The following is a 24,523-nucleotide window of genomic DNA, read 5'->3' as shown; positions in this document are numbered from 1 at the left end:
TCCCCGGGGGCACCGACCGTGCGGAAGGTCTCAGGGCTCCCGCAGGGTCGTGCGCGCCTTGTCCACCGAGCGCAGCATCCGCTCCAGCGTCCCGCCGAACTCGGCCAGCCGGGTGTCGACGTACTCGTCGACCTCGGCCCGCATCTGGGCGGCCTCGGCGTGCGACTGCTCACCGAGCTCGTCGGCGCGGGCGACGGCGGTGCGGTAGACCTCGGTCTCGGTGATCAGCCGCTCGTGCTCGGCCTGCCCCTCGGCGATCAGCGCCGCGCGGTGCTGCCGGCCCTCGTCGATCAACGCCTCGGCCTCGGCCTCGGCCTCCAGCAGGATCTGCTCGGCGTCGGCCTGGGCCGCGGCGAGCAGCTCGTCGCGCTGCCGCCGGGCGGTGCCGACGATCTCGTCGCGCTGGCGGCGGGCCTGGGTGAGCAGCTGCTCGCTGTCGGCGCGGGTGCGGCCGGTGAGCCGCTCGGCCTCGGCCTGGGCCTGCTGCAGGATCTCGGTGCGCTGCTCGACGATGGCGCCGGCGGCCTGCACGTCCTCGGGCAGCGACTCCCGCAGGTCGTCGAGCAGGTCCAGCACGTGGTCGCGCGGCACCATGCAGGAGCTGGACATCGGCACGCTGCGGGCGTTCTCGATGACCGTCGTCAGCTCGTCGACGGTCTCGTACAGCCGGTACACGACCTCGGTCGTGGCGCCGCGGGGTGGCCCGCTGCGCGGCGGCCGGGTCACCTGTCGCCCCGCCGCGCGTGCTCGGCCAGCCGGTCGTGGACCGCCTTGGGCACCAGCCGGGAGACGTCCCCCCCGAAGCCGGCGATCTGCTTGACCAGGCTGGAGGACAGATGGCCGACCTGCGGGGCGGTGGGCACGAACAGGGTCTCGACGGCGGCCAGCTCGCGGTTCATCTGCGCCATCTGCAGCTCGTACTCGAAGTCGCTGACCGCGCGCAGGCCCTTGACGATCACCGGGATGTCGTGGTCCCGGCAGTAGTCGACCAGCAGCCCCTGGAAGCTGTCGACGGTCACGTTGGGGAGATCGGCCACGGACTCCCGCAGGAGCTCCATGCGCTCCTCGACGGGAAAGAGCCCGGCCTTGCCCGGGTTGACCAGCACGGCGACGACCAGCTCGTCGTACAGCCCGGCGGCCCGGGAGATGACGTCGACGTGCCCGTTGGTGACCGGGTCGAAGGAACCTGGGCAGACGGCGCGTCTCACGGATGCCGACCGTACCGGAGCACGGCCTCGCCGTACCGCCGTTCGCGCAGACCTTCCAGGGGTGTCGGCCATTCCCACCCCCGTTCGCGGCTGGACCGCTCGACCACGACGACGCCGCCGGGGGCCAGCCACTCCCCCGCGACGAGGGCCCGCAGCACGCCGTGCACCTCCTCGGCGGGGACGGCGTAGGGCGGATCGGCGAGCACGACGTCGAACGCCTGCGGGGCCCGGCCGGCCACCACGGCGGGCACCGAGCCGGCGACGACCCGGCCGCCCGGGAGGCCCACGGCGGCGAGGTTCGCGCGCAGCACGGGCAGCACCTTCGCGCCGGACTCCACGAACACCGCGGTCGCGGCCCCGCGGGAGAGCGCCTCCAGGCCGAGCGCGCCCGACCCGGCGTACAGGTCGAGCACCGCGGCGCCGTCGAGGTCGACCAGCGAGCCGAGCGAGTTGAACAGCGCGCCGCGGGCCTTGTCGCCGGTCGGCCGGACCCCGGCCGGGGGGACCTGGAGCCGGCGTCCGCCGGCCAGTCCGGCGATGAGCCGTGTCACACCCGCACCGCCGGCCCGGTCACGCCTTCTCCAGCCACTCGGCCCGCTCGTCGCTGGCCAGGGCGGCGACCTCGGCGGCGAGGCCGGGGTGGTCGGCGAGCCCGCGCTCGGTGGCCAGCAGCGCGGTGGCCTCGGTCCGCGCCTCGGCGATCAGCTCCTCGTCCTCCAGCAGGGAGAGCAGCTTGATGCCCGACCGCCGGCCGGACTGCGCCGCGCCGAGGACGTCGCCCTCGCGGCGGGTCTCCAGGTCCAACCGGGCCAGCTCGAAGCCGTCGGACGTGGAGGCGACGGCCGCCAGCCGCTGCCCGGTCGGCGACGACGACGGGGCGTCGGTGACCAGCAGGCAGAGGCCGGCGTGGCTGCCCCGGGCCACACGGCCGCGCAGCTGGTGCAGCTGGCTGACGCCGAACCGGTCGGCGTCCATGACCACCATCACCGTGGCGTTGGGGACGTCGACCCCCACCTCGACGACGGTGGTGGCGACCAGCACGTCGGTCTCGCCGGCGGCGAAGGCCCGCATGACGCCGTCCTTCTCCTCGGGCGTCATCCGGCCGTGCAGGACGTCGAGCCGCAGCCCGGCCAGCGGCCCGCTGCGCAGCGCCTCGGCGACGTCCAGCACGGCCAGCGGGGGCCGGCGGTCGCTGCGGCCCCCCTCGTCGGCGGGTGCGCCGTCGGCGTCCTCGGGCTCGTCGTCGGGGCCGGTGACGTCGCCGATGCGCGGGCAGACCACGTAGGCCTGCCGGCCGGCGGCGACCTCCTCGCGCAGCCGCTCCCAGGCCCGGTCGATCCAGCCGGGCTTCTCGACGACCGGGACGACGGAGCTGGCGACGCCCCCGCGGCCGCTGGGCAGCTGCCGGAGGGTGGAGATCTCCAGGTCGCCGTAGACGGTCATCGCCACGGTGCGCGGGATCGGGGTGGCGGTCATGACCAGCACGTGCGGGGGCCGGCTGCCCTTGGCCCGCAGCGCGTCGCGCTGCTCCACGCCGAAGCGGTGCTGCTCGTCGACGACGACCAGGCCCAGGTCGGCGAAGTCCACGCCCTCCTGCAGCAGGGCGTGCGTGCCGATGACGATGCCCGCCCGGCCCTCGGCCACCTCGGCGCGGGCCTGGCGGCGGGGGCCGGCCTTGAGCGAGCCGGTGAGGAGGGTGACCCGGGTGCCGGCGGGGTCGCCGTCGAGCTCGCCGGCGCGGCCCAGCGGACCGAGCAGCGCACGGATGCCGCGGGCGTGCTGGGCGGCGAGCACCTCGGTGGGGGCCAGCAGCGCGGCCTGCCCCCCGGCGTCGACGACCTGTGCCATGGCCCGCAGCGCGACGACGGTCTTCCCCGAGCCGACCTCGCCCTGCAGCAGCCGGTGCATCGGCTGGTCCCGGTTCAGCTCGGCGGCCAGCTCCTCCCCCACGGCGCGCTGGCCGTCGGTGAGGTCGAAGGGCAGGGCGGCGTCGACGGCGTCGAGCAGGCCGCCGGCCCGCCGGGGGCGGGCGGTGCCGGGCTCGAGCGCGGCGGCCCGGCGGCGGGCGGCCAGCGTGAGCTGGAGGGTGAGCGCCTCGTCCCACTTCAGCCGGCGCTCGGCCCGCTCGACGTCCTGGCTGCTGGTGGGCCGGTGGATGTCGAGCAGGGCGGCGGGCAGGGAGAGCAGGCCGTGCCGGGTGCGGATCTCCTCGGGCAGCGGATCGGTGACGAGGTCGGCGAGGTTGCCGGCGCCGCCCAGCAGCAGCTTCACCGACTTCTGGATGACCCAGCTCGAGACGTCCTTGCTGGCCGGGTAGATGGGCACCAGCTCGCGCGCCCAGTCGTCATCGTCATCGTCGCCGCTGAGCAACTGCATGTCGGGGTGGGTGAACTGCAGCTTGCCCTGGTAGGTGCCGACGGTCCCGGCGAACATGCCCCAGACCCCCGGGGCCAGGCGGGCGTGCTTGTGGCTGAAGAAGACGAGCTTCATCGTGCTGGCGCCGTCGCCGACGGTTACCTCGGTGATCATGCCGCGGCGCTGCCGCATCGGCCGGGTGCTCACGGTCCTCACCTGGGCCAGCACCGTGACCCGGTCGCCCGGCTGCAGGTCGTCCAGCCGGGCCATCTCCCCGCGCCTGGCGTAGCGGCGGGGGTAGTGGCGCAGCAGGTGGCGGACCGTGTGCAGGCCCAGCTGCTCGGCCATGCCGGTGGCGGTCTTCGGGCCGAGCACCTTCGCCAGCGGCGTCTCCAGCGTCACCGCCACGGTCACTCCACCCCGATCTGCAGCGGGATCGAGCTCGGGCCGCCGCCGTAGCGGACCACCTCGATGGTGGGGTGGGCCGTCGACAGGTGGCGGCACACGACGTCGCCGAGCGCCTCGTCGGGGCCGACGACCAGGGTGGCCATCTCCCCGCCGGCGGAGAGCAGCCGGTCCAGCAGGTCGCAGGCGACGGCGTCGAGCTCCGCCCCGATGACGACGACGTCGCCCTCCGCGGAGCCGAGCACGTCGCCGGGGCGGCAGCGGCCGGCGGAGGTGAGCGCCTCCTGGTCGGCGACGGTCAGCTCGGCCCAGCGGGTGGCCGCGGCGGCCTCGGCCATGGCGATGACGTCGTCGCCGAAGCGCCGCTCGCGGTCGGCGACGGCCACGGCGGCCAGCCCCTGCACCGGCGAGCGGGTGGGGACCACGCCGATCTCGCGGCCGCCGGCCTCGCGCGCCCGGGTGGCCGCACGGGAGGCGACCGGCAGCAGCCCGGCGTCGTTCGGGAGGACGACGACCTCCTCCCCGCCGGAGGCGACGATCTCGTCGAACAGGTCGTCCTCGGTCACGCCGTCGGCGTCGCAGACGACGACGCCGACCCCCTCCGCCCGGAAGAGCTCGGCGAGGCCCTCGCTGTGCACGGCCGCGACCACCGAGCGGCGGCCGGGCACCGGCGCGGCCGGGGGCACCGGCGCGAGCGGGGTGACCGAGATGCGGTGCGGGCGGCCGGCCTCGATGCCGGCCTCGATGGCGGCGCCGACGTCGGAGACGTGGACGTGCACGTTCCACTCGCGGCCGGTCGGGGTGTCGACGCCGACGACGACGAGGCTGTCGCCCAGCTCCGCCAGCCGCTCGTGCAGCCGGGCGACGGAGGTCTCGTCGGCGTCGGCCAGCAGGTACTGGACCTCGCTGCCGGGGCCGGGCGGCGGCTGGTGCGGGGCGTGCTCGGAACCGTGCCGGCGGCGGTGCCGGTCGGGCGCGTCCAGGGCCGGGCGGACCGGCTGGACGCCGGTGACGGTGCGCACGAGGGCGTCGAGGACCAGGGACAGCCCGGCGCCACCGGCGTCGACGACGCCGGCCTCGCGGAGGACGGCCAGCTGACCGGGGGTGCGCTCCAGGGCGACGTGGGCGCCGTCGGCGGCGGCCTGCACGACGGCGGCCAGCTCGGTGCGGCCCGCGTCGACCGCCGCGACCGCGGCCTCCCCGCTCGCCCGGGCGACGGTGAGGAAGGTGCCCTCCTCCGGGTCGGCGACGGCGGTGTAGGCGCTCTCGGCGGCCTTCCGCAGCGCACCGGCGAAGGCGGGCCCGTCGGCGGCGGGCTGGTCGGCCAGCTGGTCGGCCAGCCCGCGCAGGAGCTGGGCCAGGATCGTGCCGGAGTTGCCGCGGGCGGCGAGGACGGCGCCCCGGGCCACGACGGCCCACGCGGACTCGCCGTTCCCGGCCGAGTCGAGCGCGGCGCGGGCGCCCTCGGCGGTGTGCAGGAGGTTGGTGCCGGTGTCGCCGTCCGGCACGGGGAAGACGTTCAGGTCGTCGAGCCGGCCCCGGAAGTCGGACAGCGCCTCGACCGCGGCCCGGCACCACTGACCGACCGCGGCGTCATCCAGCGCCGGCAGCACGGGTGGAGGCTACCCACCCGTACCGACAGGGCCGCCCGTCGCGCGCGCCGCCACCTCCCGGGGACGCCGCCCGGAGGGCGCCGCGACGTCCGGGCCGAGGAGCGGTTAGAGTGTTGGACGGTCTTGATGCGGGTGCTGCCTTGCCCCGCCGTCTGTGAACGATTCTTTCTGGGAGTGATCCACCGTGGCTGCCGTGTGCGATGTGTGTGGCAAGGGGCCCGGTTTCGGTATGTCGGTGTCGCACTCGCACCGCCGCACGCCGCGCCGTTGGAACCCGAACATCCAGTCCGTGCGGGCGCTGATCGCCCCCGGTAACCGTCGCCGGATCAACGCGTGCACCTCGTGCATTCGCGCCGGCAAGGTCGCCCGCGGCTGAACCGAGGGCACAGCCCTCACCCGAGCACCGGAAGAACCCCGGAGGTCACAGCGACCTCCGGGGTTCTTCGTGTGCCCGGACGCCGGCGCAGGCCGCGGCGCGGGCGTCACCGGCCGAGCCCGCGTCCCCTCGCCGCGGTCACCACGATGTCCACGACCGTGTCCAGCGGCAGGGCGGTGGTGTCCACGACCACGTGGTAGTTGCCGGCCGCGGCGGGGTCGCAGCGGTAGAAGTGCCGCACGTACGCCTCCCGGGCCCGGTCGTTCGCCGCCATCTCGCGCGCCACCTCGTCGCGGGGCCGGCCCGACCGCGCCACCGCGGCGGCCAGCCGCCGGTCCGGCGGACCGTCCAAGCGGACGTGCAGGGCGTCCGTCCGGTCCCGCAGCACCATCGCCCCGGCCCGGCCGAGCACCACCCCACCGCCGCCCGCCGCGATCTCGGCCAGGACGCGCTCGGTCTGCTCCCGGTAGGCCCGGGCGTCGGGCAGCGGTGATCCCGGCACCACCGCGCCCACCGGGTCGGGCATGGTCCCCAGCGAGGCCACCAGCCGCCACAGCCCGCGGACCACGGTCTCGTCGTTGGCCTCGGCCTCCTCCACCGGGACGCCGAGCCGGCCGGCCACCTGCGCCGGGATGGCCCGGTCGTGGAACGGGAGGCCCAGCCGCTCGGCGACCGCCGGGGCCACCTCCGCGCCCGCGGCACCGTACGGGGCCGAGATCGTCACGACGCCCACGTCGTCTCCTCCTCGTCGACCAGGGCGGACAGGTCCTTGCCGAGGAACACCGCGTCGGGCGCGCAGGCGTAGACCCCGTACCCGGGAACGGGGACGTACCCGAGCTCCCGGTAGAGCGCGACCGCCTCCGGCTGCTTCTGCCCGGTGTTCAGCACCACCGACCGGTGGCCGGCCAGCGCCGCGGTGGACTCCAGCTCCGCCATGAGCACCTGCGCGAGCCCGCGCCGGCGGAACGCCGGCGCCACGTACACCCGCTTGATCTCCACGCCCCCCGGCGGGTAGACCCGCCAGGCACCGCAGCCCGCGGCCGCCCCGGCCACCTCCGCGACGAGGAAGAGCCCGGCCGGCGGCAGGAACTCCGCCGGGTCGACGGCGGCCGCGTCCCGGCCGCCGTAGCGCACCACGTACTCCTGCTGGACCGCCTCGACGAGCTCCTGCGCCAGCGGGTCGTCGTAGGGCACCGGACGCAGGCGGGCGACCGACCCGTCCCGCAGCACCCGCTCAGCCGAAGTGGACATGCCCCGCGCTCTCCGCTCCCACCGACAGCAGCACGTCCGCCGCGGCCTCGCCGTCCACCCGGACCCCCGGGCCCGGCTTCCCCTGCCGCACCACCCCGATCGCCGTCCACCCCTCCGGCAGCGGCACCTTGCGCGGGAACGTCGCCAGCAGCGCGTGGTCCTCCCCGCCGCCGAGCACCCACGCCAGCGGGTCCACCCCCAGCGCCGACCCCACCTGCTGCAGCGGGCCGACCGGCTCCAGGCAGGCCCGCACCAGCGCGGCGCGGTCCAGGTCGACCACCACGCCGCTGGCCTCCGCGAGGTGCCCGGCGTCGGCCACCAGGCCATCGCTCACGTCGCACATCGCGGTGGCGCCAGCCTCCGCCGCCGCCGGTCCGGCCGCGTAGGGCGGGGTAGGCCGGCGGTGCGCGTTCACGACGGCCAGCGGGCTGGTGAAGCCGCGGCGCAGCACCGCCAGGCCGGCCGCCGACCAGCCGAGGCGGCCGGCGAGCGCCACCACGTGGCCGGGCCGGGCGCCGGAGCGCAGCACCGGGGCCCGCCCCCCCAGGTCACCGAGGGCGGTGACCGACAGGACGACGGCGGCGCTGTCCGGCGCGGCGGCCACGGTGTCGCCGCCGACGACGGCGGCGCCCTGGGGGGCGCACTCGTCGGCGAGCCCCGTCGCGACCCCCTCCAGCCAGCTGGTGGGCGTGTCCGCCGGGCAGGCGAGCCCGACGACCAGCGCGGTCGTCCGGGCGCCCATCGCCGCGACGTCGGCCAGGTTGGCGGCGGCCGCCTTGTGCCCCACGTCCTCGGCCGACGACCAGTTCCGCCGGAAGTGACGTCCCTCCACCAGGACGTCGGTGGTGACGACGACCCGCTGGTCGGGCGTGCGCACCAGGGCCGCGTCGTCCCCGGGCCCGACGTCGGCGGCCACCGCGGTGCCGGACCGGGCCAGCACGCGGGCGATCACGCCGAACTCCCCGACCACCCGCACGGTGTCGGCCGGATCGCCGCGCGGGACCAGCGGGCGGGGTCGACTCATCGGTGCACTCCTGTCACTGCGGTAGGTTGCCGACCAGTCCGCCACCCGGCGGGGACGACGTCTCGGCACTGTTGCCGGAGGAAGGATCTCCCGTGGTCCACGCCTACATCCTCATCCAGACCGAAGTCGGAAAGGCCGCCCAGGTCGCCTCGACCATCAGCGAGATCAGCGGCGTCACCAAGGCCGAGGACGTCACCGGTCCGTACGACGTCATCGTCCGCGCCGAGGCCGACACCGTCGACGAGCTGGGCCGCCTCGTGGTCGCCCGCGTGCAGTCGGTCGACGGCATCACCCGGACGCTGACCTGCCCGGTCGTCAACATCTGAGCGGTCGCCCCGTGGATCCGCTGCGCCGGGCCGCGATCCTGGTCACGGCGATCACGCTCCCGGTGGTCATCGTCCTCGTCGTCCTGGTCAACGTGCTCGGCGACCGGGGCGCCGGCACCCCCTCGGCCGGCTCGGAGCCCCCCGCCGACATCGAGGGCGCGGCCCCCGTCCGCCCGGAGGACCTCCCCGTCCTGGAACTGGCCACCCCACCGGTCACCCCGGAGGCCGAGGCCTCCTGCACCGATCTCATGGGCAACCTCCCGCTCGAGCTGGCCGGGCAGCCGTCCCGCCGCGTGCAGTCCGAGAGCCCGTTCGTCTACGCCTGGGGCGAGCCGCCCGTGGTGCTCACCTGCGGTGTCGACCGGCCCGCCGGCTGGACCGTCGGCGCCTCGGCCATCCAGATCAACGGCGTGCAGTGGCACGTCGACACCAGCCGGCCCGGCACCACCGTGTGGACGGCGGTCGACCGGCCGGTCTACGTCGAGGTACGCCTGCCCGCCGACGTCGACAGCGCCCCCGTCACCGCCCTCACCGTCCCGCTCGCCGAGGCGCTCCCGTACCGGGAGCCCACGCCGGGCCCCTGAGCCCGCAGGAGCGCTCACGCGGGCGGCAGGAGCGCCAGCTGCTCCGCGAGGACGGCGCCGACCTCCCGCACCGCGTCGTCCGGCGTCGCGGCCACCGCCGTCACCGACACGCTGAAGACGCCGTGCCAGCACCACGCGAAGGCGGCGGGGTCGACCAGCCCGGCCTCCGGCACGGGCGTGTCCACGGTGAGCAGCCGGCAGTTGGCGGGCAGCTCGGGCGGATCCACGCTCAGCATCCCGCCGTACAGCTCGGCGTCGTTGCGGGCCAGGTCCTCGGCGTAGGCGCCGGCGCCGGCGCGTTGCCGGAACTGGTCGACGAACACCCCGGTGATCGGCCCGGACTCCCGCCCCCAGAAGCGCTCCCAACCGAACCGGTAGCCGTAGTCCTCCAGCACCGCCAGCTCGCGCTCCGGATCGGGCGCGTAGGCGGCGACGTCCTCCAGCCGCTTCGCCCCGGCCGGCGGCTCGACCTCGTGGTCGGGCAGCCGCGGCAGCCCGGAGGGGACCTCCCGGACGACCAGCTGCTCGAGCTCCGCCGCCGAGGCGGGACGGTCGGTGGGCGGTACGGCCGTCGCGACGCCGTCGACCGCCCGCCCGCACCCGGCAAGCAGCGCCACGGCCACCAGGAGGGCGAGCCGGGAGAGGGCGCCGGCCCCGCCGCCGGGGGCCGACCGCCCCGGGGTCACCGGCCCGGCCGCGCGCCGCCGGCCAGCGCCCCGCTGACCAGGCGGTCCACCAGCTCGGCGAAGTCCACCCCGGTGGCCGCCCACATGCGGGCGAACATCGAGATCGGCGTGAACCCGGGCATCGTGTTGACCTCGTTGATGACCAGCCGGTCCGCGCCGTCGGGACCGGTGCCGAGGAAGAAGTCCACGCGGGCCAGCCCCCGGCAGTCCAGCGCCAGGTAGGCCCGGCGGGCGGCGTCCTGCACGGCGGCGACCCGCTCCGGGTCGAGGTCGGCCGGGATGTCGAACTCGGCGGCGTCGTCGAGGTACTTGGCCGCGAAGTCGTACCAGTCGACGCCGGGCCGCAGCCGGATCTCGGCCGGCAGGCTGGCCTCGGGCAGCCCGGTGCCGCGGGCGGCGAGCACCCCGCACTCGATCTCCCGGCCGGGGACGGCGGCCTCCACGATCACCTTCGGGTCGACCGCGGCGGCCGCGGCGACGGCGGCCGGGAACTGCGCCCAGTCGGTGACCTTGGTGATGCCGATGCTGGACCCGGCCCGGGCCGGCTTCACGAAGACCGGCAGACCGAGCCGCTCGCGCGCCGCGTCGTCCAGGACGGCGGGGTCGGCGCACACGGCGCCGTGCTCGTCGCGCAGGACGACGTGGTCGCCCTGCGGCAGCCCCGCGGCGGCGAGGAGCTTCTTGGTGAACTCCTTGTCCATGGACGCGGCGCTGGCGAAGACCCCGGAACCGACGTAGGGCAGCCCGGTCATCTCCAGCAGGCCCTGCACCGTGCCGTCCTCGCCGAAGGTCCCGTGCAGCACCGGGAAGACCACGTCGACCTCGGTGAGCGCGCGCCCGATGCCGTCGCCGGCCCCGAGGACGGCCAGCCCGCGGGCCTCCGGGTCGCCGACCAGCGAGACCGCCGTGCCGCCGGTGACCTCGGGCAGCGCGCCGTCGGTGATCGTGAGCCGCTGGTCGGGGCCGGGCAGCACCCAGCGGCCGTCCCGCGCGATGCCGACCGGCACCACCTCGTACCGGTCGGGGTCGAGCGCGGCCATCACGCTGCCGGCCGAGACGCAGGAGATCGCGTGCTCCTCGCTGCGCCCTCCGAAGACGACCGCCACACGCACCTTGCCCGGCTGTCCGCTCATTGCGGGGACCCTAACCGAGGCCCGTTTCCCGGCCCCGCCGCGACGTGGCCCACGCGCCGTGCCGCCGGTCGCACCGCGGTGTGGCAGCCTCGTCGCCGTGCACGACGACCCAGCCCACCAGACCGCACCCGGGACGGCGCGCACCACCGACGGGCCCGGGCACTCCCGCCGGCTGCGGCTGGCCGGCGCGGCGGTGCACCTGTACACCGCCAGCGGCTCGGTGCTCGGCCTGCTCATCGTCCTCGCGGCCTTCGACGGCGCCGTCGAGACCGCCCTGTGGCTGATCCTCGCGACGCTGTTCATCGACGGCACCGACGGGATGCTCGCCCGCAAGGCCCGGGTCAAGCAGACGATCCCCTGGTTCGACGGCGCCCGGATGGACGACATCGTCGACTACCTGACCTACGTCTTCGCCCCGATCGTGCTGCTCTGGACGACCGACCGGTTGCCCGGCGGCGCCCTCGGCTGGGTCCTGGCCGCGTTGCCGCTGCTCGCCTCGTGCTACCAGTTCTGCCGGGTGGACGCGAAGACCGAGGACCACTACTTCCTCGGCTTCCCCAGCTACTGGAACGTGGTGGCCTTCTACGCGATCATCCTCGACGTCGGCCCCACCGGGGTCGGCGTCGCGCTCGCCGTCCTCACCGTGCTGGTCTTCGTGCCGGTGAAGTACGTCTACCCGTCGCGCACCAAGCTGCTGCGCGGCGTGAACCTGGGGCTCGCGACGTTCTGGCTGGCCGCGTGCGCGGTGCTGATCGTCCAGTACCCCGACCCGAACCCGCTGCTCGTCGCGCTGAGCGTGGTGTACCTCGCCTACTACTTCGGCGTGAGCATCTGGCTCACGGTGGCCGGCTCCCGCCGCCGGCCGGCGTCAGCCGAGGGCGTCGAGCGCGCGGGATAGGTCCGCGACCAGGTCCGCGGTGTCCTCGATGCCGCAGGACAGCCGGACGAAGCCCCCGGGCACGGCGTCCCCGCCCCACTGCGCCCGCCGGTCGATTGTGCTGTGCACGCCGCCGAAGCTGGTCGCCGCCGCCCAGAGCCGGCTGGCCCCGAGCAACCGGGAGACGGCGGCCTCGTCGGGCAGCTCCGCGGACACCACGCCGTTGGGCCGCAGCATCTGGCGCGCGGCCAGGGCGAACGACGGATCACCGGCGCGCCAGGGCCAGCGGAGGTTCGTGACGGCGGGGTGCCCGGCCAGCAGGTCGGCGACGGCCGCCGCGTTCACCGCCTGGCGGGCCAGCCGCAGGTCCAGCGTGCTCATCGAGCGGTGGCCCAGCCACGCCTCGAACGGCCCCGGCGTGCTGCCGGTCCGGTCGCGGAAGCCCTTGACCGCCGCGTACAGGTCGTCGTCGGTGACGGTCACGTGCCCGAGCAGCACGTCGCTGTGCCCGGTGAGCGCCTTGGTGTCGCTGCCGACGGTGAGGTCGGCGCCGAGCGCCAGGGGCCGCTGGCCCAGCGGCGTGGCGGTGGTGTTGTCGACCGCGACCAGCGTACCGGCCGCGTGCGCGGCCCCGGCGACGGCGGCGATGTCGCAGACGTCGAGCTGCGGGTTGCTCGGGGTCTCCAGCAGCACCATCCGGGCGCCGGCGAGGCCGCCGTCGGCGGCGACCCGGCCGATCTCCGGCGTCGGCACGTACTGCACCTCGATGCCGAAGCGTGCCAGTTCCTCGGCCGCGAGCAGCCGGGTCGTGTAGTAGCCGTCCGAGGGCAGGACGATCCGGTCGCCGCTGCGGGCGCACGCCAGGACGGCGGCGGTCAGCGCCGCCATGCCGGTGGCGAAGGACAGGCAGCGCCCGCCGTCGAGCTCGCCGACGGCGTCCTCGAAGTGCCGGAACGTGGGGTGCTCGGTGCGCGCGTAGGCGTCGACCCCGCCCGCCCGGGGCGGGAGGTCCCCGAGGTGGAAGGGCGCGGCGAACACCGGCGAGGGGCGCAGCGGTGCGCCCGGCACGGCCGGGTCCTCCCCCGCGCGCACCGACCGGGTGCCGTCCCCGTAGCCGCCCTCCCCGCTCACTGCACCCCGTCCGCTCACTCCGGCTTCGCCTCCCGCGACATGATCTCCCGCACGATCCGGCCGGGCGACGCCCCCTCGTGGCACACCCGCACGACCGCCTCGGTGATCGGCACGTCGATCCCGTGCGCCCGGGCGAGGTCGAGCACCGAGCGGCAGCTCTTCACGCCCTCGGCGGTCTGCCGGGTGCTCTGCTGCACCTCCTCGACGCTCATGCCGCGGCCGAGCTTCTCGCCGAAGGTGCGGTTGCGCGACAGCGGCGAGCTGCAGGTGGCCACCAGGTCGCCCAGCCCGGCCAGGCCGGCGAACGTGGTCAGCTCGGCGCCCAGCGACAGCCCCAGGCGGGCGGTCTCGGCGAGGCCGCGGGTGATCAGCGAGGCGCGGGTGTTGTCCCCGAAGCCCAGCCCCTCGGCGATGCCGCAGGCCAGGGCGATGACGTTCTTCACGGCCCCGCCGAGCTCGCAGCCGACCACGTCGGGGTTGGTGTACGGCCGGAAGTAGGGGGTGTGGCACGCCGCCTGGAGCACCGCCGCCCGGTCGGGGTCGGAGCAGGCGATCACCGTGGCGGCGGGCTGCTCCTCGGCGATCTCCCGGGCCAGGTTGGGGCCGGAGAGCGCGGCCACCCGCCCCTGGCCGGCCCCGGTGATCTCGCAGATGACCTCGCTCATGCGCTTGGTGCTGCCGAGCTCGATGCCCTTCATCAGCGACAGCAGGGTCGCGTCCGGCGGCAGCAGCTCCCGCCAGGCCCCGAGGTTGCCCCGCAGCGACTGCGAGGGCACGGCCAGCACCACGACGTCGGCGTCGAGCAACGCCTCGGCCGGGTCGGCGGTGGCCCGCAGCAGCTCCGGCAGCCGCACCCCCGGGAGGTAGTCGGCGTTCTCCCGGTCGTCGGTGATGGCCTTGGCCAGCTCCGGGCGCCGCGCGTGCAGCACGACCTCGCAACCGGCGTCGGCGAGCACCTTGGCAAACGTCGTGCCCCAGGAGCCGGCGCCGAGCACCGCCGCGCGGGTCATGCCGCGCTCCCCGTGCGGCCCTCGGGACGCCGGCCCCCCGGGCCCGGGTGGACGGTGAGCGGGGGGCGCTCGCCCCGCAGCTCGGCCAGCTGGTCGCGCACCCTCGACATCATCAGATCGGTCGTCTCCCGGAGCAGGTCGGCGGTCAACGGACGGCCCGCGCGCACCTCGGCCCGGAGGGCGGCGAGGTCGATCGGCTCGCCGACGAGGTAGTCGGCGGGCGTGCGGAGCCGCAGGTGCAGCTTCTTCGAGTGGTAGTCGTGCACCCGCTGCGGCCCCCACTGCGCCACCGGGACGACGACGGCGTCACTGGTCAGCGCCAGGTGCGCCGCCCCCGTGCGGGCCTGCATGGGCCACCAGTCCGGATCGCGGGTGACCGACCCCTCGGGGTAGACCACGACGAGGTTGCCCGCCTGCAGGTCGGCATGGGCGGCGTCCAGCGATCCGCGCGCGGCGCTGGAGTACCGGGTCACCGGGATCTGACCGGCCGCCCGCAGGATCATGCCGGCCGGCCCCTTGAACACCGCCTCCTTGGCCAGGAAGTGCGGGATCCGGCCGACGTCGAAGACCAGGCGCGCGCAGGCGAGCGGATCCAGCACGGACACGTGGTTGACGACCAGCAGCACCGGCCCGCGCGCCGGGATGCGGTCAGCGTGCCGGTAGCGCAGCCGGAACAGCACGGACACGACCGGGTAGATCACCACGATGCACAGCCACAGGGCCGGCGGGATGCGGCCCCGGGTCGCCCACCTGCCCGGCCAGCCGCCCCGGTGGGCCCCGACCGCGGTCGACCCGCCGGCGCCCGCTCCGCGCGAGGACGTCTCGTCCGTCACCGCCGCGCCTCCCTCCGTGTGAGCCAGCCCATGATCGACCCGCGCCCTCGCCCGCGGCCCACCGGGTCCCGGCCTCCGGCCCGCGCGGGTGCCGTGTGCTCACATTGTGGCCGTGTCCAGCTGGTCGGTCGTGGTCCCGGCAAAGCGGCTCGCCGTGGCCAAGACCCGGCTGCGGCCGCTCACCGACGAGCCCGGCGGCGACCACGGAGCGCTGGTCCTGGCGCTCCTGGCCGACACGGTGGCGGCGGCCCTGGACTGCCCCCGGGTGGGGTCGGTCGTCGTCGTCACCGACGAGCCGGAGGCCGCCGAGTTGGTGCGCGGCCTGGGGGCCGGCACCGTGCCCGACGAACCGGACCGGGGGCTGAACCCGGCGCTCGAGCACGGGGCCCGGCGCGCCGGCGGCGAGCGGGTGGCCGCGCTCTCCTCCGACCTGCCCGCCCTGCGGCCCGCCGAGCTGGCCGCCGCGCTGACCGCGGCGGAGGCGGCGCCGCGCTGCTTCGTCGCCGACGCGCAGGGCACCGGCACCACCCTGCTGACCGCCGTCGGGGTGCCGCTGCGCCCCCGGTTCGGCCGCGGCTCGGCCGACGCCCACCGGGTGGACGGCGCGGTGCTCCTGCGTGGCTCCTGGCCCGGTCTGCTGCGCGACGTCGACACCGCGGACGACCTCCGCGCGGCCCTCGCCCTCGGGGCCGGCCCGCGCACGACGGAGCTGCTCCGGAGGTCACCGGGTCTCACCGACCGGCTGGGTACGGCACGATGAGCCCGTGCCTTCCGAGAGCGCGCCCCGGACCACTGCCCTGCCCGCCGACCGGTACCTGAACAGAGAGCTGTCCTGGCTCGACTTCAACTCCCGCGTGCTCGAGCTCGCGGAGGACGACTCGCTCCCGCTGCTGGAGCGCGTCAAGTTCCTCGCCATCTTCGCCAGCAACCTCGACGAGTTCTACATGGTGCGCATCGCCGGGCTGAAGCGCCGGCAGAGCACCGGGCTCACCGTCCGCTCCCCCGACGGGCTGACCATCCGCGAGCAGCTGGAGCGGGTGACCGCCCGCACGCGGGAGCTGGTGCAGCGGCACTCCGACGTCTTCAACAAGGACGTGCTGCCGCGGCTGGAGGAGACCGGCATCCGGATCGTCCACTGGGAGGACCTGGAGGACGAGGCGATGCGCCGGCTCCGGGACTACTTCCGCGACCAGGTGTTCCCGGTGCTCACCCCGCTCGCCGTCGACCCGGCGCACCCGTTCCCCTACATCAGCGGCCTGTCGCTGAACCTCGCGGTCTCGGTGCACGACCCGGACACCAACGCGCCCCGCTTCGCCCGGCTCAAGGTGCCCAACAACGTGCCGCGGTTCGTGCCGGTCGCCACGCGGGACGACACGGTGGTCTTCCTGCCGCTCGAGGACCTCATCGCCGCGCACCTGCCCCAGCTCTTCCCGGGCCTCGACGTGCTCGACCACCACTTCTTCCGCGTCACCCGCAACGCCGACGTGGAGGTCGAGGAGGACCGCGACGAGGACCTGCTGCAGGCGCTGGAGCGGGAGCTCGCCCGGCGCCGGTTCGGGCCCGCGGTGCGCCTGGAGGTCGCCGAGCCGATGGATCCGCGGATCCTCGACGTGCTCATCTCCGAGCTCGAGGTCTCCCCCGCCGACGTCGTCCACGTGCCCGGGCTGCTCGACCTCGCCTCGCTCATGGCGCTCTACGACCTGGACCGGCCGGAGCTCAAGGACGAGCCGTTCGTGCCGGCCACCCATCCGCGGCTGTCCGAGGGGGAGACGCCCAAGAGCGTCTTCGCCACCCTCCGCGAGGGCGACGTGCTGGTCCACCACCCGTACCACTCGTTCGCCACGAGCGTGCAGCGGTTCATCGAGCAGGCCGCCGCCGACCCGGACGTGCTGGCCATCAAGCAGACGCTGTACCGCACCTCCGGCGACTCCCCGATCGTCAACGCGCTGATCGACGCCGCCGAGGCCGGCAAGCAGGTCGTGGTCCTCGTCGAGATCAAGGCCCGGTTCGACGAGGAGGCCAACATCAGCTGGGCCCGCTCGCTGGAGCGGGCCGGCTGCCACGTCGTCTACGGGCTGGTGGGCCTGAAGACCCACTGCAAGACGGCGCTGGTGGTCCGCCGCGAGCAGGGCGTGATCCGGCGGTACTGCCACATCGGCACCGGCAACTACAACCCGAAGACGGCGCGGATCTACGAGGACCTGGGCATCCTCACCGCCGATCCCCGGGTCGGCGCGGACCTCACCGACCTGTTCAACGTGCTCACCGGGTACTCGCGGCAGACCAACTACCGCACGCTCATGGTGGCGCCGCACAGCATCCGCAACGGCCTGGTCGAGAAGATCCGCCGCGAGGCCCGGCACGCCGGCGAGGGGCGCGCCTCCGGCATCCGGATCAAGGCGAACTCGATCGTGGACGAGCGCATCATCGACGCGCTCTACGAGGCGTCGCAGGCCGGGGTGCCGGTGGAGCTGTTCGTGCGTGGCATCTGCGCCCTGCGGCCCGGCGTCCCCGGTCTGTCGGAGACGATCCGGGTGCGCTCGATCGTCGGCCGGTTCCTCGAGCACTCCCGGGTGATCTCCTTCCTCAACGGTGGGGAGCCGGAGTGGTGGATCGGCAGCGCGGACCTCATGCACCGCAACCTCGACCGCCGGGTGGAGGTGCTGCTGCGGGTCTGCGACGAATCGGCCCGCGCCCAGCTGGAGGAGTCCCTCAGCCCGGCCATGGCCCCCGGTGTGCGCTCCTGGGAGCTGCGCAGCGACGGGCAGTGGGACCGGCTGGAGGGCCGGGACTACCAGGCTGAGCTGATGCACCGGATCCATGAGCTCGCCGGCTGAGCCGCGGCCGATCGCGGCCGCCGGCGGCGTGGTGTGGCGGCCGGCCGGGGACGACGGCATCGAGATCGCCGTGGTCCACCGGCCCCGCTACGACGACTGGTCGCTGCCGAAGGGGAAGCTCGACGCCGGGGAGCACGCCCTGGCCGCCGCGTGCCGCGAGGTGGTCGAGGAGACCGGGCTCCGCATAGTCGCCGGACGCCGCGGGCCGACGACGCAGTACGCGGTCGACGGCGTCCCCAAGCACGTGGACTACTGGCTCATGCGCTGCGTGGGGGGGGCCTTCGCCGCCAACGACGAGGTGGACGAGCTCCGCTGGCTCTCCCCCGACGACGCGAGCGCACTGGTCACCCACGAGCACGACCGGCTGGTGATCACCGACGCCGCCCGCACCGACGTGCCGCGCGAGGTCGGCCTGCTGCTGGTCCGCCACGGCAGGGCCGGCAGCAAGCAGGAGTTCGACGGCCCGGATGAGCTGCGGCCGCTGGACGACAAGGGCCGGCGGCAGGCCGAGCAGTTGGCCGACGCGCTGGCGTGGTTCGCCCCGGACGACGTGCTCAGCACCCCGAAGGTGCGCTGCACGCAGACGGTGGAGCCGCTGGCCGAGCGGCTGGCCGTGGACGTGCGCCCGTCACCCCGGATGGGCGAGGAGAACTTCGCCGACGACCCGCAGGCGGGGATGGCGCTCGTGGCGGAGCTCCTGGAGCGCCCGGGGGCGACGGTGCTGTGCAGCCAGGGCGGGGTGATCCCCTCGGTGCTGCAGGCCCTCGGGGTGCACGGCCACGGCGTCCGCGGCCTGCTCCCGCCGGCCGCCAAGGGCAGCGTCTGGGCCCTCGGCGGCCGGCCGGGCGCGCTGGTCGCCGACTACTACCGCGACTTCGGGCCCGACCCGGACGCCCCGCTGCCTCAGCGCGCGGGCAGCGCCGCCGGGAGCCAGGCCGGGCGCGCCGCCTCGTAGGCCTCGACGTCGTCGAGGTGCCGCTCGGTGAGGCCGACGTCGTCGAGCCCCTCGAGCAGCCGCCACCGGGTGTAGTCGTCGATCTCGAACGGCACCGCCACGTCGCCGTAGGTCACCTGCTTGGCCTGCAGGTCGACCGTCACCGGCGTCGCCGGGTCGGCCTCGATCGCGGTCCACAGCGCCTCGACATCGGCCTGCGGCAGCACGACGGTCAGCAGCCCGGACTTGGTCGAGTTGTTGCGGAAGATGTCGGCGAACCGGGAGCTGATGACGACGCGGAAACCGCCGTCGAGCAGCGCCCAGTTGGCGTGCTCACGGGAGGAGCCGGTGCCGAAGTCGGGGCCGGCCACCAGGATCGAGGCGTCGGCGTACTCGGGCTTGTTGAGCACGAAGTCCGGCTCGTTGGTCCGCCAGGCGATGAACAGCCCGTCCTCGAAACCGGTGCGGGTGATCCGCTTGAGGTACTCGGCCGGGATGATCTGGTCGGTGTCGACGGCGCTGCGGCGCAGCGGCGCGGCGGTACCGGTGTGAGTGGTGAAGGCGTCCATGGCTCAGGCTCCGATCAGGTCGGCGGGGGCGGTGAGGCGGCCGGTGAGCGCCGTGGCGGCAGCGACCGACGGCGAGACCAGGTGAGTGCGCCCGCCCTTGCCCTGACGGCCCTGGAAGTTGCGGTTGCTCGTCGAGGCCGACCGCTCGCCGGGCTTGAGCTGGTCGGGGTTCATGCCCAGGCACATCGAGCACCCGGCGCCCCGCCACTCGGCGCCGGCCTCCACGAAGACCTTGTCCAGGCCCTCGGCCTCCGCCTGCAGCTTCACACCGACCGAGCCGGGGACGACCAGCATGCGGGTGTCCGCGTCGATCTTCTTGCCCTCGAGGAAGGTCGCGGCGGTGCGCAGGTCCTCGATCCGGCCGTTGGTGCAGGAGCCGAGGAAGACGGTGTCGACCTTGATCTCGCGCAGCGGGGTGCCCGGGGTCAGCCCCATGTAGGCCAGCGCCTGCTCGGCGGCCCGCCGCTCGCCGTCGTCGTCGAACTGGGCCGGGTCGGGCACCACGCCGTCGATCGGCAGGCCCTGGCCGGGGTTGGTGCCCCAGGTGACGAACGGCGTCAGCGTCGAGGCGTCCAGCGTCACCTCGCGGTCGAACACCGCGCCGTCGTCGGTGCGCAGCGTGCGCCAGTGCTCGACGGCGGCGTCCCAGTCCGCGCCCTGCGGGGCGTGCGGGCGGCCCTTCAGGAAGTCGAAGGTGGTCTGGTCGGGCGCGATCAACCCCGCCTTGGCACCGGCCTCGATCGACATGTTGCAGATGGTCATCCGGGCCTCCATCGACAGCGCCTCGATGGCGCTGCCGCGGTACTCGATGACGTGCCCGGCGGCACCGTTGGTGCCGATCTGGGCGATGACGGCCAGGATGACGTCCTTGGCCGACACCCCCGGAGCGAGCTCCCCCTCGACGGTGACCGACATCTGCTTCGGGCGGTACTGCGGCAGGGTCTGCGTCGCGAGCACGTGCTCGACCTCGCTGGTGCCGATGCCGAACGCCAGCGCCCCGAAGGCCCCGTGGGTGGAGGTGTGGCTGTCACCGCACACGATGGTCGTGCCCGGCTGCGTCAGGCCCAGCTGCGGGCCGATCACGTGCACGATGCCCTGGTCGCGGTCGCCCATCGGGGCCAGCCGGATGCCGAACTCGGCGGCGTTCCGGCGCAGCGCGTCGACCTGCGCCCGGCTCACCGGGTCGGCGATGGGGCTGAGGATGTCCAGCGTCGGGACGTTGTGGTCCTCGGTCGCCATGGTGAGATCCGGACGGCGGACCGTGCGCCCCGCGGCGCGGAGACCGTCGAAGGCCTGCGGGCTGGTCACCTCGTGGACCAGGTGCAGATCGATGTAGAGCAGGTCGGGCTCGCCCGCGGTGCTGCGCACGACATGGGCGTCGTAGACCTTCTCGGCCAGGGTCTTCGGCACGGTCTCGTCCCCTTCGGGTGACTGGTCGCTCCCGGAGTAGCTGTCTCACTCTGCGGGATGCGAGTATTGCTGTGTGGGACAGCCTAACCCCGTCGCGGTTCTGGACAAAGCGGTGTCGATCCTGCACGCCGTGGCGCAGGAGCCGGCGACGCTCGCCGAGCTCGTCGCGCGCACCGGCCTGCCCCGGGCCACGGCCCACCGGCTCGCGGTCGCCCTGGAGGGGCACCGGCTCGTCCGCCGCACCGACTCGGGCAGCTGGGCGCCCGGGCCGGCGCTCGCCGAGCTCGGCCGCGGCACCGCCGACGTCGGCGAGATCGCGTCCCGCCACCTGGTCACCCTGCGCGACGTCACCGGCGAGAGCGCGCAGTTCTACGTGCGCGACGGCGCCACCCGCGTCTGCGTGGCGGCGGCCGAGCGCACCAGCGGCCTGCGCGACACCGTGCCGGTCGGCGCCCGGCTGCCCATGACCGCGGGGTCGGCCGCGCACGCCCTCCTGGCGTTCACCCCGGCCGAGGAGGTCACCCGCCTGCTGCCGCAGGCCAGCTTCACCGCGCGCACGCTGCTCGACGTCCGCCGGCGCGGCTGGGCGCACAGCGTCGCCGAGCGGGAGCCCGGGGTGGCGTCGCTCTCCGCACCGGTCCGCGACGGGAGCGGCACGGTCCTCGGCGCCGTCTCGATCTCCGGCCCGGTGGAGCGCCTCGGGCGCCGCCCCAGCGCGGAGGTCATCGGCGCGGTGCTCGACGCCTCAGCGGCGATCTCCCGCGCCGCCCGCTGAGCCTCCGTCGCGCGCCGTCGTCGCCGGCCGGCGGGGCCACGTCACCGCCGGCGCCGCCGCGTCCACCCCGCGACGGCCAGCGCGACGGCGACCAGGGCCAGGCCCGCCCAGAGGTCGAGGTCCGGCCCGTCGGTCCCCGCCGGGGCCTCGGCGGCGGCGTCGAGCACGCCCACGACCACCAGGACGACGCCGAGGAGGCCGACCAGCTCGGCGACGACGGTGCCGACGTCGAACGCGCCCTGCTGCTTCCGTGGATCCACGGGTGTCCTCTGCTCGGGGTGCCGCGGCGTCTCAGGCCAGCCGGCGGGCGCCGGCGGAGGGGACGACGACGAAGGTGCGCGGCGCGGGGTGCCGCTCGCGGGCGAAGCGCTCGGTCACGGCGGCGGTGACGGCGTCGACGCCGCCGCTGTCGACCAGGGCGACGACGCTGCCGCCGAAGCCACCGCCGACCATGCGGGCCCCGTGGGCGCCGCCGGCCAGCGCGGCGTCGACGCAGGCGTCGACCAGCGGCACGGAGACCTCGAAGTCGTCGCGCAGCGACGCGTGGCCCGCGGTGAGCAGCGGCCCGATCACCCGCGGGTCGGCGTCGGCGCGCAGCGCGGTCACCACCTCGAGCACGCGGGCGTCCTCGGTGACCACGTGCCGGGCCCGCCGGAGCAGCCGGTCGCCCTCGGCGGTCCCGTCGGCCAGCGGGGCGAGCGCGGCGACGTCGTCGACCTCGCGCAGCAGCGCGATCCCGAGCCGCCGGGCGGTCTCCTCGCACTCGCGGCGCCGGTCGGCGTAGCCGCTCTCGGCGTGGTCGTGCGTGGTGCCGGTGCCGACCACCAGCAAGGCGAGGCCCGCGGCGGCGAGGTCGAGCGGCACCTGCTCCCGCGTGCCGTCGCGGGTATCGAGGAAGAGCGCGTGCCCGGCCGTGCAGAGCACCGACGCCGACTGGTCGAGCACCCCGGTCGGCGCGCCGGCGAAGTCGTTCTCGGCCCGGCGGGCGACGTCGATCAGCGCGTCGGCGTCCAGGTCGAGGCCGAGCAGGTCGCGGACGCCCAGCGCCACCGAGCAGCACAGCGCCGCCGACGAGGACAGCCCCGCGCCGGAGGGCACGTCGCCGTCCACGAGGACGCTCAGCCCGCCCGGCACCCGGCCGGCCAGCGCGTGCACGACCCCGGCGGGGTAGGCCGCCCAGCCACCGGGCCGGCCGGGGTAGGCCGCCCAGCCACCGGGCCGGCCGGGCCGGAGCGCGGCGACGGCGACCTCGGCGTCCGCCCCGGGGTGCTGCGCGGAGGCGAGCACCAGCAGCCCGTCGTCCCGCCGCGCCATCGCCGCGCGGGTGGTGTGCGGCAGCGCCACGGGCAGCACGAAGCCGCCGTTGTAGTCGGTGTGCTCACCGATGACGTTGACCCGGCCCGGCGCCGCCCAGACGCCCTCGGGCGCCCGGCCGAAGCGCTCGGCGAAGCCGGTGGCCGCCCGTTCGGCGGCGGCATCGTCCGGCGTCACCACCGCACCGCGCGCAGCTGCTCGGCGACGTCCTCGGGGGTGGTGTCGGTGACGAAGGCGCCCATCCCCGACTCCGAGCCGGCCAGGTACTTCAGCTTGCCGGGGGCGCGGCGCAGCGAGAACAGCTGCAGGTGCAGCCACCAGTCGTCGCGGCCGTCGGCGACCGGCGCCTGGTTCCAGGAGGCGATGTAGGGCATCGGGGTGTCGAAACGGTGCGCGAACCGGCCCAGCACGTCCAGGTACACCTCGACGAAGGCGTTCCGCTCGGCGCCGGTGAGCGCGGGCAGGCCGGGCACCTTGCGGGTGGGGAACAGCTGGACCTCGTACGGCCACCGTGCCGCCGCCGGCACGAACGCCGTCCAGTCCTCGTTGGCCGTGACGACCCGCGGCCCGGCCCGCTCGGCGGTGACCACCTCGGCGAAGAGGTCGCCCCCGGTCGCCTCCCGGTGGCGGCGCACGGTGGTCAGGACCTTCGCCACGCGCGGCGGGACGAACGGATAGGCGTAGATCTGGCCGTGCGGGTGGGCGAGGGTCACCCCGATCTCCTCGCCGTGGTTCTCGAAGCAGAACACCTGCGCCACGCCCGGCAGCGCCGCGAGCTCCGCGGTGCGCTCGGCCCACACGTCGACCACCAGCCGCGCGCGCTCGGCGCCCAGCCCGGCGAAGTCGCGGTCGTGCTCGCTGGTGAAGCAGACGACCTCGCAGCGGCCGGACCCCGGCCGCAGCTCCGCGAGCGGCTGGCCCTCCACCGCGGGGGCGACGTCCCGCGCGACGTCGGTCGCCAGCGACGCGAACCGGTTCTCGAGGACGACCACCTGGTAGTCGCCCTCGGGGACCTCGGTCGGCCGCCCCGGCCGGGAGGGGCACAGCGGGCACTGGTCGGACGGGGGGAGGTGGGTGCGGGTCTGCCGGTGGGCGGCGACGACGACCCACTCGGCCAGCAGCGGGTCGAACCGGAGCTCCGAGCCGGGCACCACGGCCGGCAGGTCGCGGCGATCGACGGCGTTCCGCACGACGGGGTGCCGGTCGTCGTCGAAGTAGAGGATCTCCCGACCGTCGGCCAGACGACGGCTGGTGCGGATCACCGCGCGCCCACCTCCCCGTGCCGTCCCGCTGACGACGAGAGCCCCCGACCTGGTGGTCGGGGGCTCTCGGTCGCGTAGCCCCGAAGGGATTCGAACCCTCGCTACCGCCGTGAGAGGGCGGCGTCCTAGGCCGCTAGACGACGGGGCCGTGTGCGGGAGCCATTTTGCCATGCCGCCGCCGGGGCGTCGCAGGGGGTCCCGGGAACGGCGAGAGCCCCCGACCTGGTGGTCGGGGGCTCTCGGTCGCGTAGCCCCGAAGGGATTCGAACCCTCGCTACCGCCGTGAGAGGGCGGCGTCCTGGGCCGCTAGACGACGGGGCCGTGCTGGGTGCTGCTGTACTGCGAGAGGAACCAGGCTTCCTCGCTGGGGTACCAGGACTCGAACCTAGACTAACGGAACCAGAAACCGTCGGGCTGCCAATTACCCCATACCCCATGGGTGGCACCTCGCGGCGCCGGTGAAGACTGTACCGGACGTCCGGGAGGCGGGTCGCCCCCCCCCCCCCCCCCCCCCCCCCCCCCCCACCCCCCCCCCGCCCGGGCGCCCCCCCCCCCGCCCCCCCCCGCCCCCCCCCGGCGGGGCGCCCCCCCCCGCCCCCCCCCCCCCCCC

General features: G+C 75.4%; 26 protein-coding genes and 3 tRNA genes. 8 read left to right on the top strand and 21 right to left on the bottom strand.

What is annotated here, in order from left to right; all coding sequences use genetic code 11:
- Positions 1 to 30: 30 nt before the first annotated feature.
- The 5 genes from ACI790_RS17810 to ACI790_RS17790 are packed head-to-tail and all read right to left on the bottom strand — an operon-like array spanning position 31 to position 5,581.
- Positions 31 to 726: a hypothetical protein gene (locus ACI790_RS17810; RefSeq protein WP_456571123.1), complete on the bottom strand. Its 696-nt coding sequence runs from the start codon at positions 724 to 726 to the stop codon at positions 31 to 33.
- Complete coding sequence (gene coaD, locus ACI790_RS17805) at positions 723 to 1,208, bottom strand: pantetheine-phosphate adenylyltransferase (protein WP_456571122.1); 486 nt, start codon at positions 1,206 to 1,208, stop codon at positions 723 to 725. The genes ACI790_RS17810 and coaD overlap by 4 nt, the downstream gene beginning before the upstream one ends.
- Positions 1,205 to 1,759, bottom strand: a complete 555-nt coding sequence (gene rsmD / locus ACI790_RS17800; RefSeq protein ID WP_456571121.1) for a 16S rRNA (guanine(966)-N(2))-methyltransferase RsmD — start codon at positions 1,757 to 1,759, stop codon at positions 1,205 to 1,207. Before rsmD ends, coaD begins: the two co-directional genes overlap by 4 nt.
- A gap of 19 nt (positions 1,760 to 1,778) precedes the next feature.
- Positions 1,779 to 3,971, bottom strand: a complete 2,193-nt coding sequence (gene recG, locus ACI790_RS17795) for an ATP-dependent DNA helicase RecG (RefSeq protein WP_456571120.1) — start codon at positions 3,969 to 3,971, stop codon at positions 1,779 to 1,781.
- 2 nt (positions 3,972 to 3,973) lie between these two features.
- A complete protein-coding gene (locus ACI790_RS17790) occupies positions 3,974 to 5,581 on the bottom strand; it encodes a DAK2 domain-containing protein (RefSeq protein WP_456571119.1) in 1,608 nt (535 codons plus the stop codon).
- Positions 5,582 to 5,765: 184 nt separating this feature from the next.
- Between ACI790_RS17790 and rpmB the strand changes: the two genes are divergently transcribed.
- The gene (gene rpmB / locus ACI790_RS17785; RefSeq protein WP_284492696.1) at positions 5,766 to 5,957 is read left to right on the top strand and encodes a 50S ribosomal protein L28; all 192 of its coding nucleotides are present in this window, start codon (positions 5,766 to 5,768) and stop codon (positions 5,955 to 5,957) included.
- Between the two features lie 106 nt (positions 5,958 to 6,063).
- Here rpmB and ACI790_RS17780 read toward each other — a convergent pair whose 3' ends face one another.
- From ACI790_RS17780 to ACI790_RS17770, 3 genes are read right to left on the bottom strand one after another with little or no spacing between them, the layout of a single operon-like run.
- Positions 6,064 to 6,690: a cytidylate kinase-like family protein gene (locus ACI790_RS17780; protein ID WP_456571118.1), complete on the bottom strand. Its 627-nt coding sequence runs from the start codon at positions 6,688 to 6,690 to the stop codon at positions 6,064 to 6,066.
- A complete protein-coding gene (locus tag ACI790_RS17775; protein ID WP_456571117.1) occupies positions 6,678 to 7,208 on the bottom strand; it encodes a GNAT family N-acetyltransferase in 531 nt (176 codons plus the stop codon). Before ACI790_RS17775 ends, ACI790_RS17780 begins: the two co-directional genes overlap by 13 nt.
- Entirely contained in the window at positions 7,192 to 8,232 is a 1,041-nt protein-coding gene (locus ACI790_RS17770) for a thiamine-phosphate kinase (protein WP_456571116.1), read from the bottom strand. Before ACI790_RS17770 ends, ACI790_RS17775 begins: the two co-directional genes overlap by 17 nt.
- Positions 8,233 to 8,324: 92 nt before the next feature.
- Here ACI790_RS17770 and ACI790_RS17765 point away from each other — a divergent pair, with 92 nt between their 5' ends.
- Together ACI790_RS17765 and ACI790_RS17760 are read left to right on the top strand one after the other, a co-directional pair.
- Positions 8,325 to 8,558, top strand: a complete 234-nt coding sequence (locus ACI790_RS17765) for an Lrp/AsnC ligand binding domain-containing protein (protein ID WP_224500414.1) — start codon at positions 8,325 to 8,327, stop codon at positions 8,556 to 8,558.
- An 11-nt stretch (positions 8,559 to 8,569) separates the two neighbouring features.
- Entirely contained in the window at positions 8,570 to 9,142 is a 573-nt protein-coding gene (locus ACI790_RS17760; RefSeq protein WP_456571115.1) for a DUF3515 domain-containing protein, read from the top strand.
- A gap of 14 nt (positions 9,143 to 9,156) precedes the next feature.
- Here ACI790_RS17760 and ACI790_RS17755 read toward each other — a convergent pair whose 3' ends face one another.
- Together ACI790_RS17755 and ACI790_RS17750 are read right to left on the bottom strand one after the other, a co-directional pair.
- Positions 9,157 to 9,828 carry a hypothetical protein gene (locus tag ACI790_RS17755; RefSeq protein WP_456571114.1) on the bottom strand — a complete coding sequence of 224 codons (672 nt, stop codon included), beginning with the start codon at positions 9,826 to 9,828 and terminating at the stop codon, positions 9,157 to 9,159.
- Complete coding sequence (locus tag ACI790_RS17750) at positions 9,825 to 10,961, bottom strand: D-alanine--D-alanine ligase family protein (protein ID WP_456571113.1); 1,137 nt, start codon at positions 10,959 to 10,961, stop codon at positions 9,825 to 9,827. Before ACI790_RS17750 ends, ACI790_RS17755 begins: the two co-directional genes overlap by 4 nt.
- 97 nt (positions 10,962 to 11,058) lie before the next feature.
- On the opposite strand from ACI790_RS17750, the gene ACI790_RS17745 reads away from it, so the two are divergent.
- Complete coding sequence (locus ACI790_RS17745; protein WP_456571112.1) at positions 11,059 to 11,859, top strand: CDP-alcohol phosphatidyltransferase family protein; 801 nt, start codon at positions 11,059 to 11,061, stop codon at positions 11,857 to 11,859.
- On the opposite strand, the gene ACI790_RS17740 is transcribed toward ACI790_RS17745, so the two are convergent.
- From ACI790_RS17740 to ACI790_RS17730, 3 genes are read right to left on the bottom strand one after another with little or no spacing between them, the layout of a single operon-like run.
- Complete coding sequence (locus tag ACI790_RS17740; RefSeq protein WP_456571111.1) at positions 11,830 to 12,969, bottom strand: cystathionine gamma-lyase; 1,140 nt, start codon at positions 12,967 to 12,969, stop codon at positions 11,830 to 11,832. The genes ACI790_RS17745 and ACI790_RS17740 overlap by 30 nt on opposite strands.
- A gap of 14 nt (positions 12,970 to 12,983) precedes the next feature.
- Positions 12,984 to 13,979: an NAD(P)H-dependent glycerol-3-phosphate dehydrogenase gene (locus tag ACI790_RS17735; RefSeq protein ID WP_456571110.1), complete on the bottom strand. Its 996-nt coding sequence runs from the start codon at positions 13,977 to 13,979 to the stop codon at positions 12,984 to 12,986.
- Entirely contained in the window at positions 13,976 to 14,812 is an 837-nt protein-coding gene (locus ACI790_RS17730; protein WP_456571109.1) for a lysophospholipid acyltransferase family protein, read from the bottom strand. Before ACI790_RS17730 ends, ACI790_RS17735 begins: the two co-directional genes overlap by 4 nt.
- A 112-nt stretch (positions 14,813 to 14,924) precedes the next feature.
- Here ACI790_RS17730 and cofC point away from each other — a divergent pair, with 112 nt between their 5' ends.
- From cofC to ACI790_RS17715, 3 genes are read left to right on the top strand one after another with little or no spacing between them, the layout of a single operon-like run.
- Entirely contained in the window at positions 14,925 to 15,572 is a 648-nt protein-coding gene (cofC, locus tag ACI790_RS17725) for a 2-phospho-L-lactate guanylyltransferase (protein ID WP_456571108.1), read from the top strand.
- 4 nt (positions 15,573 to 15,576) lie between these two features.
- Entirely contained in the window at positions 15,577 to 17,649 is a 2,073-nt protein-coding gene (locus tag ACI790_RS17720; protein ID WP_456571107.1) for an RNA degradosome polyphosphate kinase, read from the top strand.
- Positions 17,633 to 18,604, top strand: coding sequence for an NUDIX hydrolase (locus ACI790_RS17715; RefSeq protein ID WP_456571106.1), 972 nt, complete (start codon positions 17,633 to 17,635; stop codon positions 18,602 to 18,604). Before ACI790_RS17720 ends, ACI790_RS17715 begins: the two co-directional genes overlap by 17 nt.
- Here ACI790_RS17715 and leuD read toward each other — a convergent pair.
- Together leuD and leuC are read right to left on the bottom strand one after the other, a co-directional pair.
- On the bottom strand, positions 18,553 to 19,152 hold the full coding sequence (gene leuD, locus ACI790_RS17710; protein WP_456571105.1) for a 3-isopropylmalate dehydratase small subunit: 600 nt from the start codon (positions 19,150 to 19,152) through the stop codon (positions 18,553 to 18,555). The genes ACI790_RS17715 and leuD overlap by 52 nt on opposite strands.
- A 3-nt stretch (positions 19,153 to 19,155) precedes the next feature.
- Positions 19,156 to 20,562: a 3-isopropylmalate dehydratase large subunit gene (gene leuC / locus ACI790_RS17705; RefSeq protein ID WP_456571104.1), complete on the bottom strand. Its 1,407-nt coding sequence runs from the start codon at positions 20,560 to 20,562 to the stop codon at positions 19,156 to 19,158.
- Positions 20,563 to 20,674: 112 nt separating this feature from the next.
- Between leuC and ACI790_RS17700 the strand changes: the two genes are divergently transcribed.
- Entirely contained in the window at positions 20,675 to 21,337 is a 663-nt protein-coding gene (locus ACI790_RS17700; RefSeq protein ID WP_456571103.1) for an IclR family transcriptional regulator, read from the top strand.
- Between the two features lie 41 nt (positions 21,338 to 21,378).
- On the opposite strand, the gene ACI790_RS17695 is transcribed toward ACI790_RS17700, so the two are convergent.
- From ACI790_RS17695 to ACI790_RS17670, 6 genes are all read right to left on the bottom strand, one after another.
- On the bottom strand, positions 21,379 to 21,597 hold the full coding sequence (locus ACI790_RS17695; RefSeq protein ID WP_456571102.1) for a hypothetical protein: 219 nt from the start codon (positions 21,595 to 21,597) through the stop codon (positions 21,379 to 21,381).
- A gap of 31 nt (positions 21,598 to 21,628) precedes the next feature.
- The gene (gene galK / locus ACI790_RS17690; RefSeq protein ID WP_456571101.1) at positions 21,629 to 22,828 is read right to left on the bottom strand and encodes a galactokinase; all 1,200 of its coding nucleotides are present in this window, start codon (positions 22,826 to 22,828) and stop codon (positions 21,629 to 21,631) included.
- A complete protein-coding gene (gene galT, locus ACI790_RS17685) occupies positions 22,825 to 23,913 on the bottom strand; it encodes a galactose-1-phosphate uridylyltransferase (protein ID WP_456571100.1) in 1,089 nt (362 codons plus the stop codon). Before galT ends, galK begins: the two co-directional genes overlap by 4 nt.
- 75 nt (positions 23,914 to 23,988) lie before the next feature.
- Positions 23,989 to 24,061, bottom strand: a tRNA-Glu gene (locus ACI790_RS17680).
- Between the two features lie 100 nt (positions 24,062 to 24,161).
- Positions 24,162 to 24,234 (bottom strand) — tRNA-Glu (locus ACI790_RS17675).
- A gap of 43 nt (positions 24,235 to 24,277) precedes the next feature.
- Positions 24,278 to 24,349 (bottom strand) — tRNA-Gln (locus tag ACI790_RS17670).
- Positions 24,350 to 24,523 lie beyond the last annotated feature (174 nt).

The sequence above is a fragment of the Blastococcus sp. SYSU DS0539 genome (assembly GCF_054050855.1).
The sequence above is the reverse complement of the archived record's forward strand: the minus strand, read 5'-3'. Positions and strand labels throughout refer to the sequence as shown.

Bases quoted from the DNA above. Each gene is read 5' to 3' on its own strand.
- ACI790_RS17715 (WP_456571106.1), top strand. From the start codon at position 17,633: ATGAGCTCGCCGGCTGAGCCGCGGCCGATCGCGGCCGCCGGCGGCGTG.
- leuD (WP_456571105.1), bottom strand. From the start codon at position 19,152: ATGGACGCCTTCACCACTCACACCGGTACCGCCGCGCCGCTGCGCCGC.
- ACI790_RS17770 (WP_456571116.1), bottom strand. From the start codon at position 8,232: ATGAGTCGACCCCGCCCGCTGGTCCCGCGCGGCGATCCGGCCGACACC.
- ACI790_RS17750 (WP_456571113.1), bottom strand. From the start codon at position 10,961: ATGAGCGGACAGCCGGGCAAGGTGCGTGTGGCGGTCGTCTTCGGAGGG.
- ACI790_RS17775 (WP_456571117.1), bottom strand. From the start codon at position 7,208: ATGTCCACTTCGGCTGAGCGGGTGCTGCGGGACGGGTCGGTCGCCCGC.
- ACI790_RS17735 (WP_456571110.1), bottom strand. From the start codon at position 13,979: ATGACCCGCGCGGCGGTGCTCGGCGCCGGCTCCTGGGGCACGACGTTT.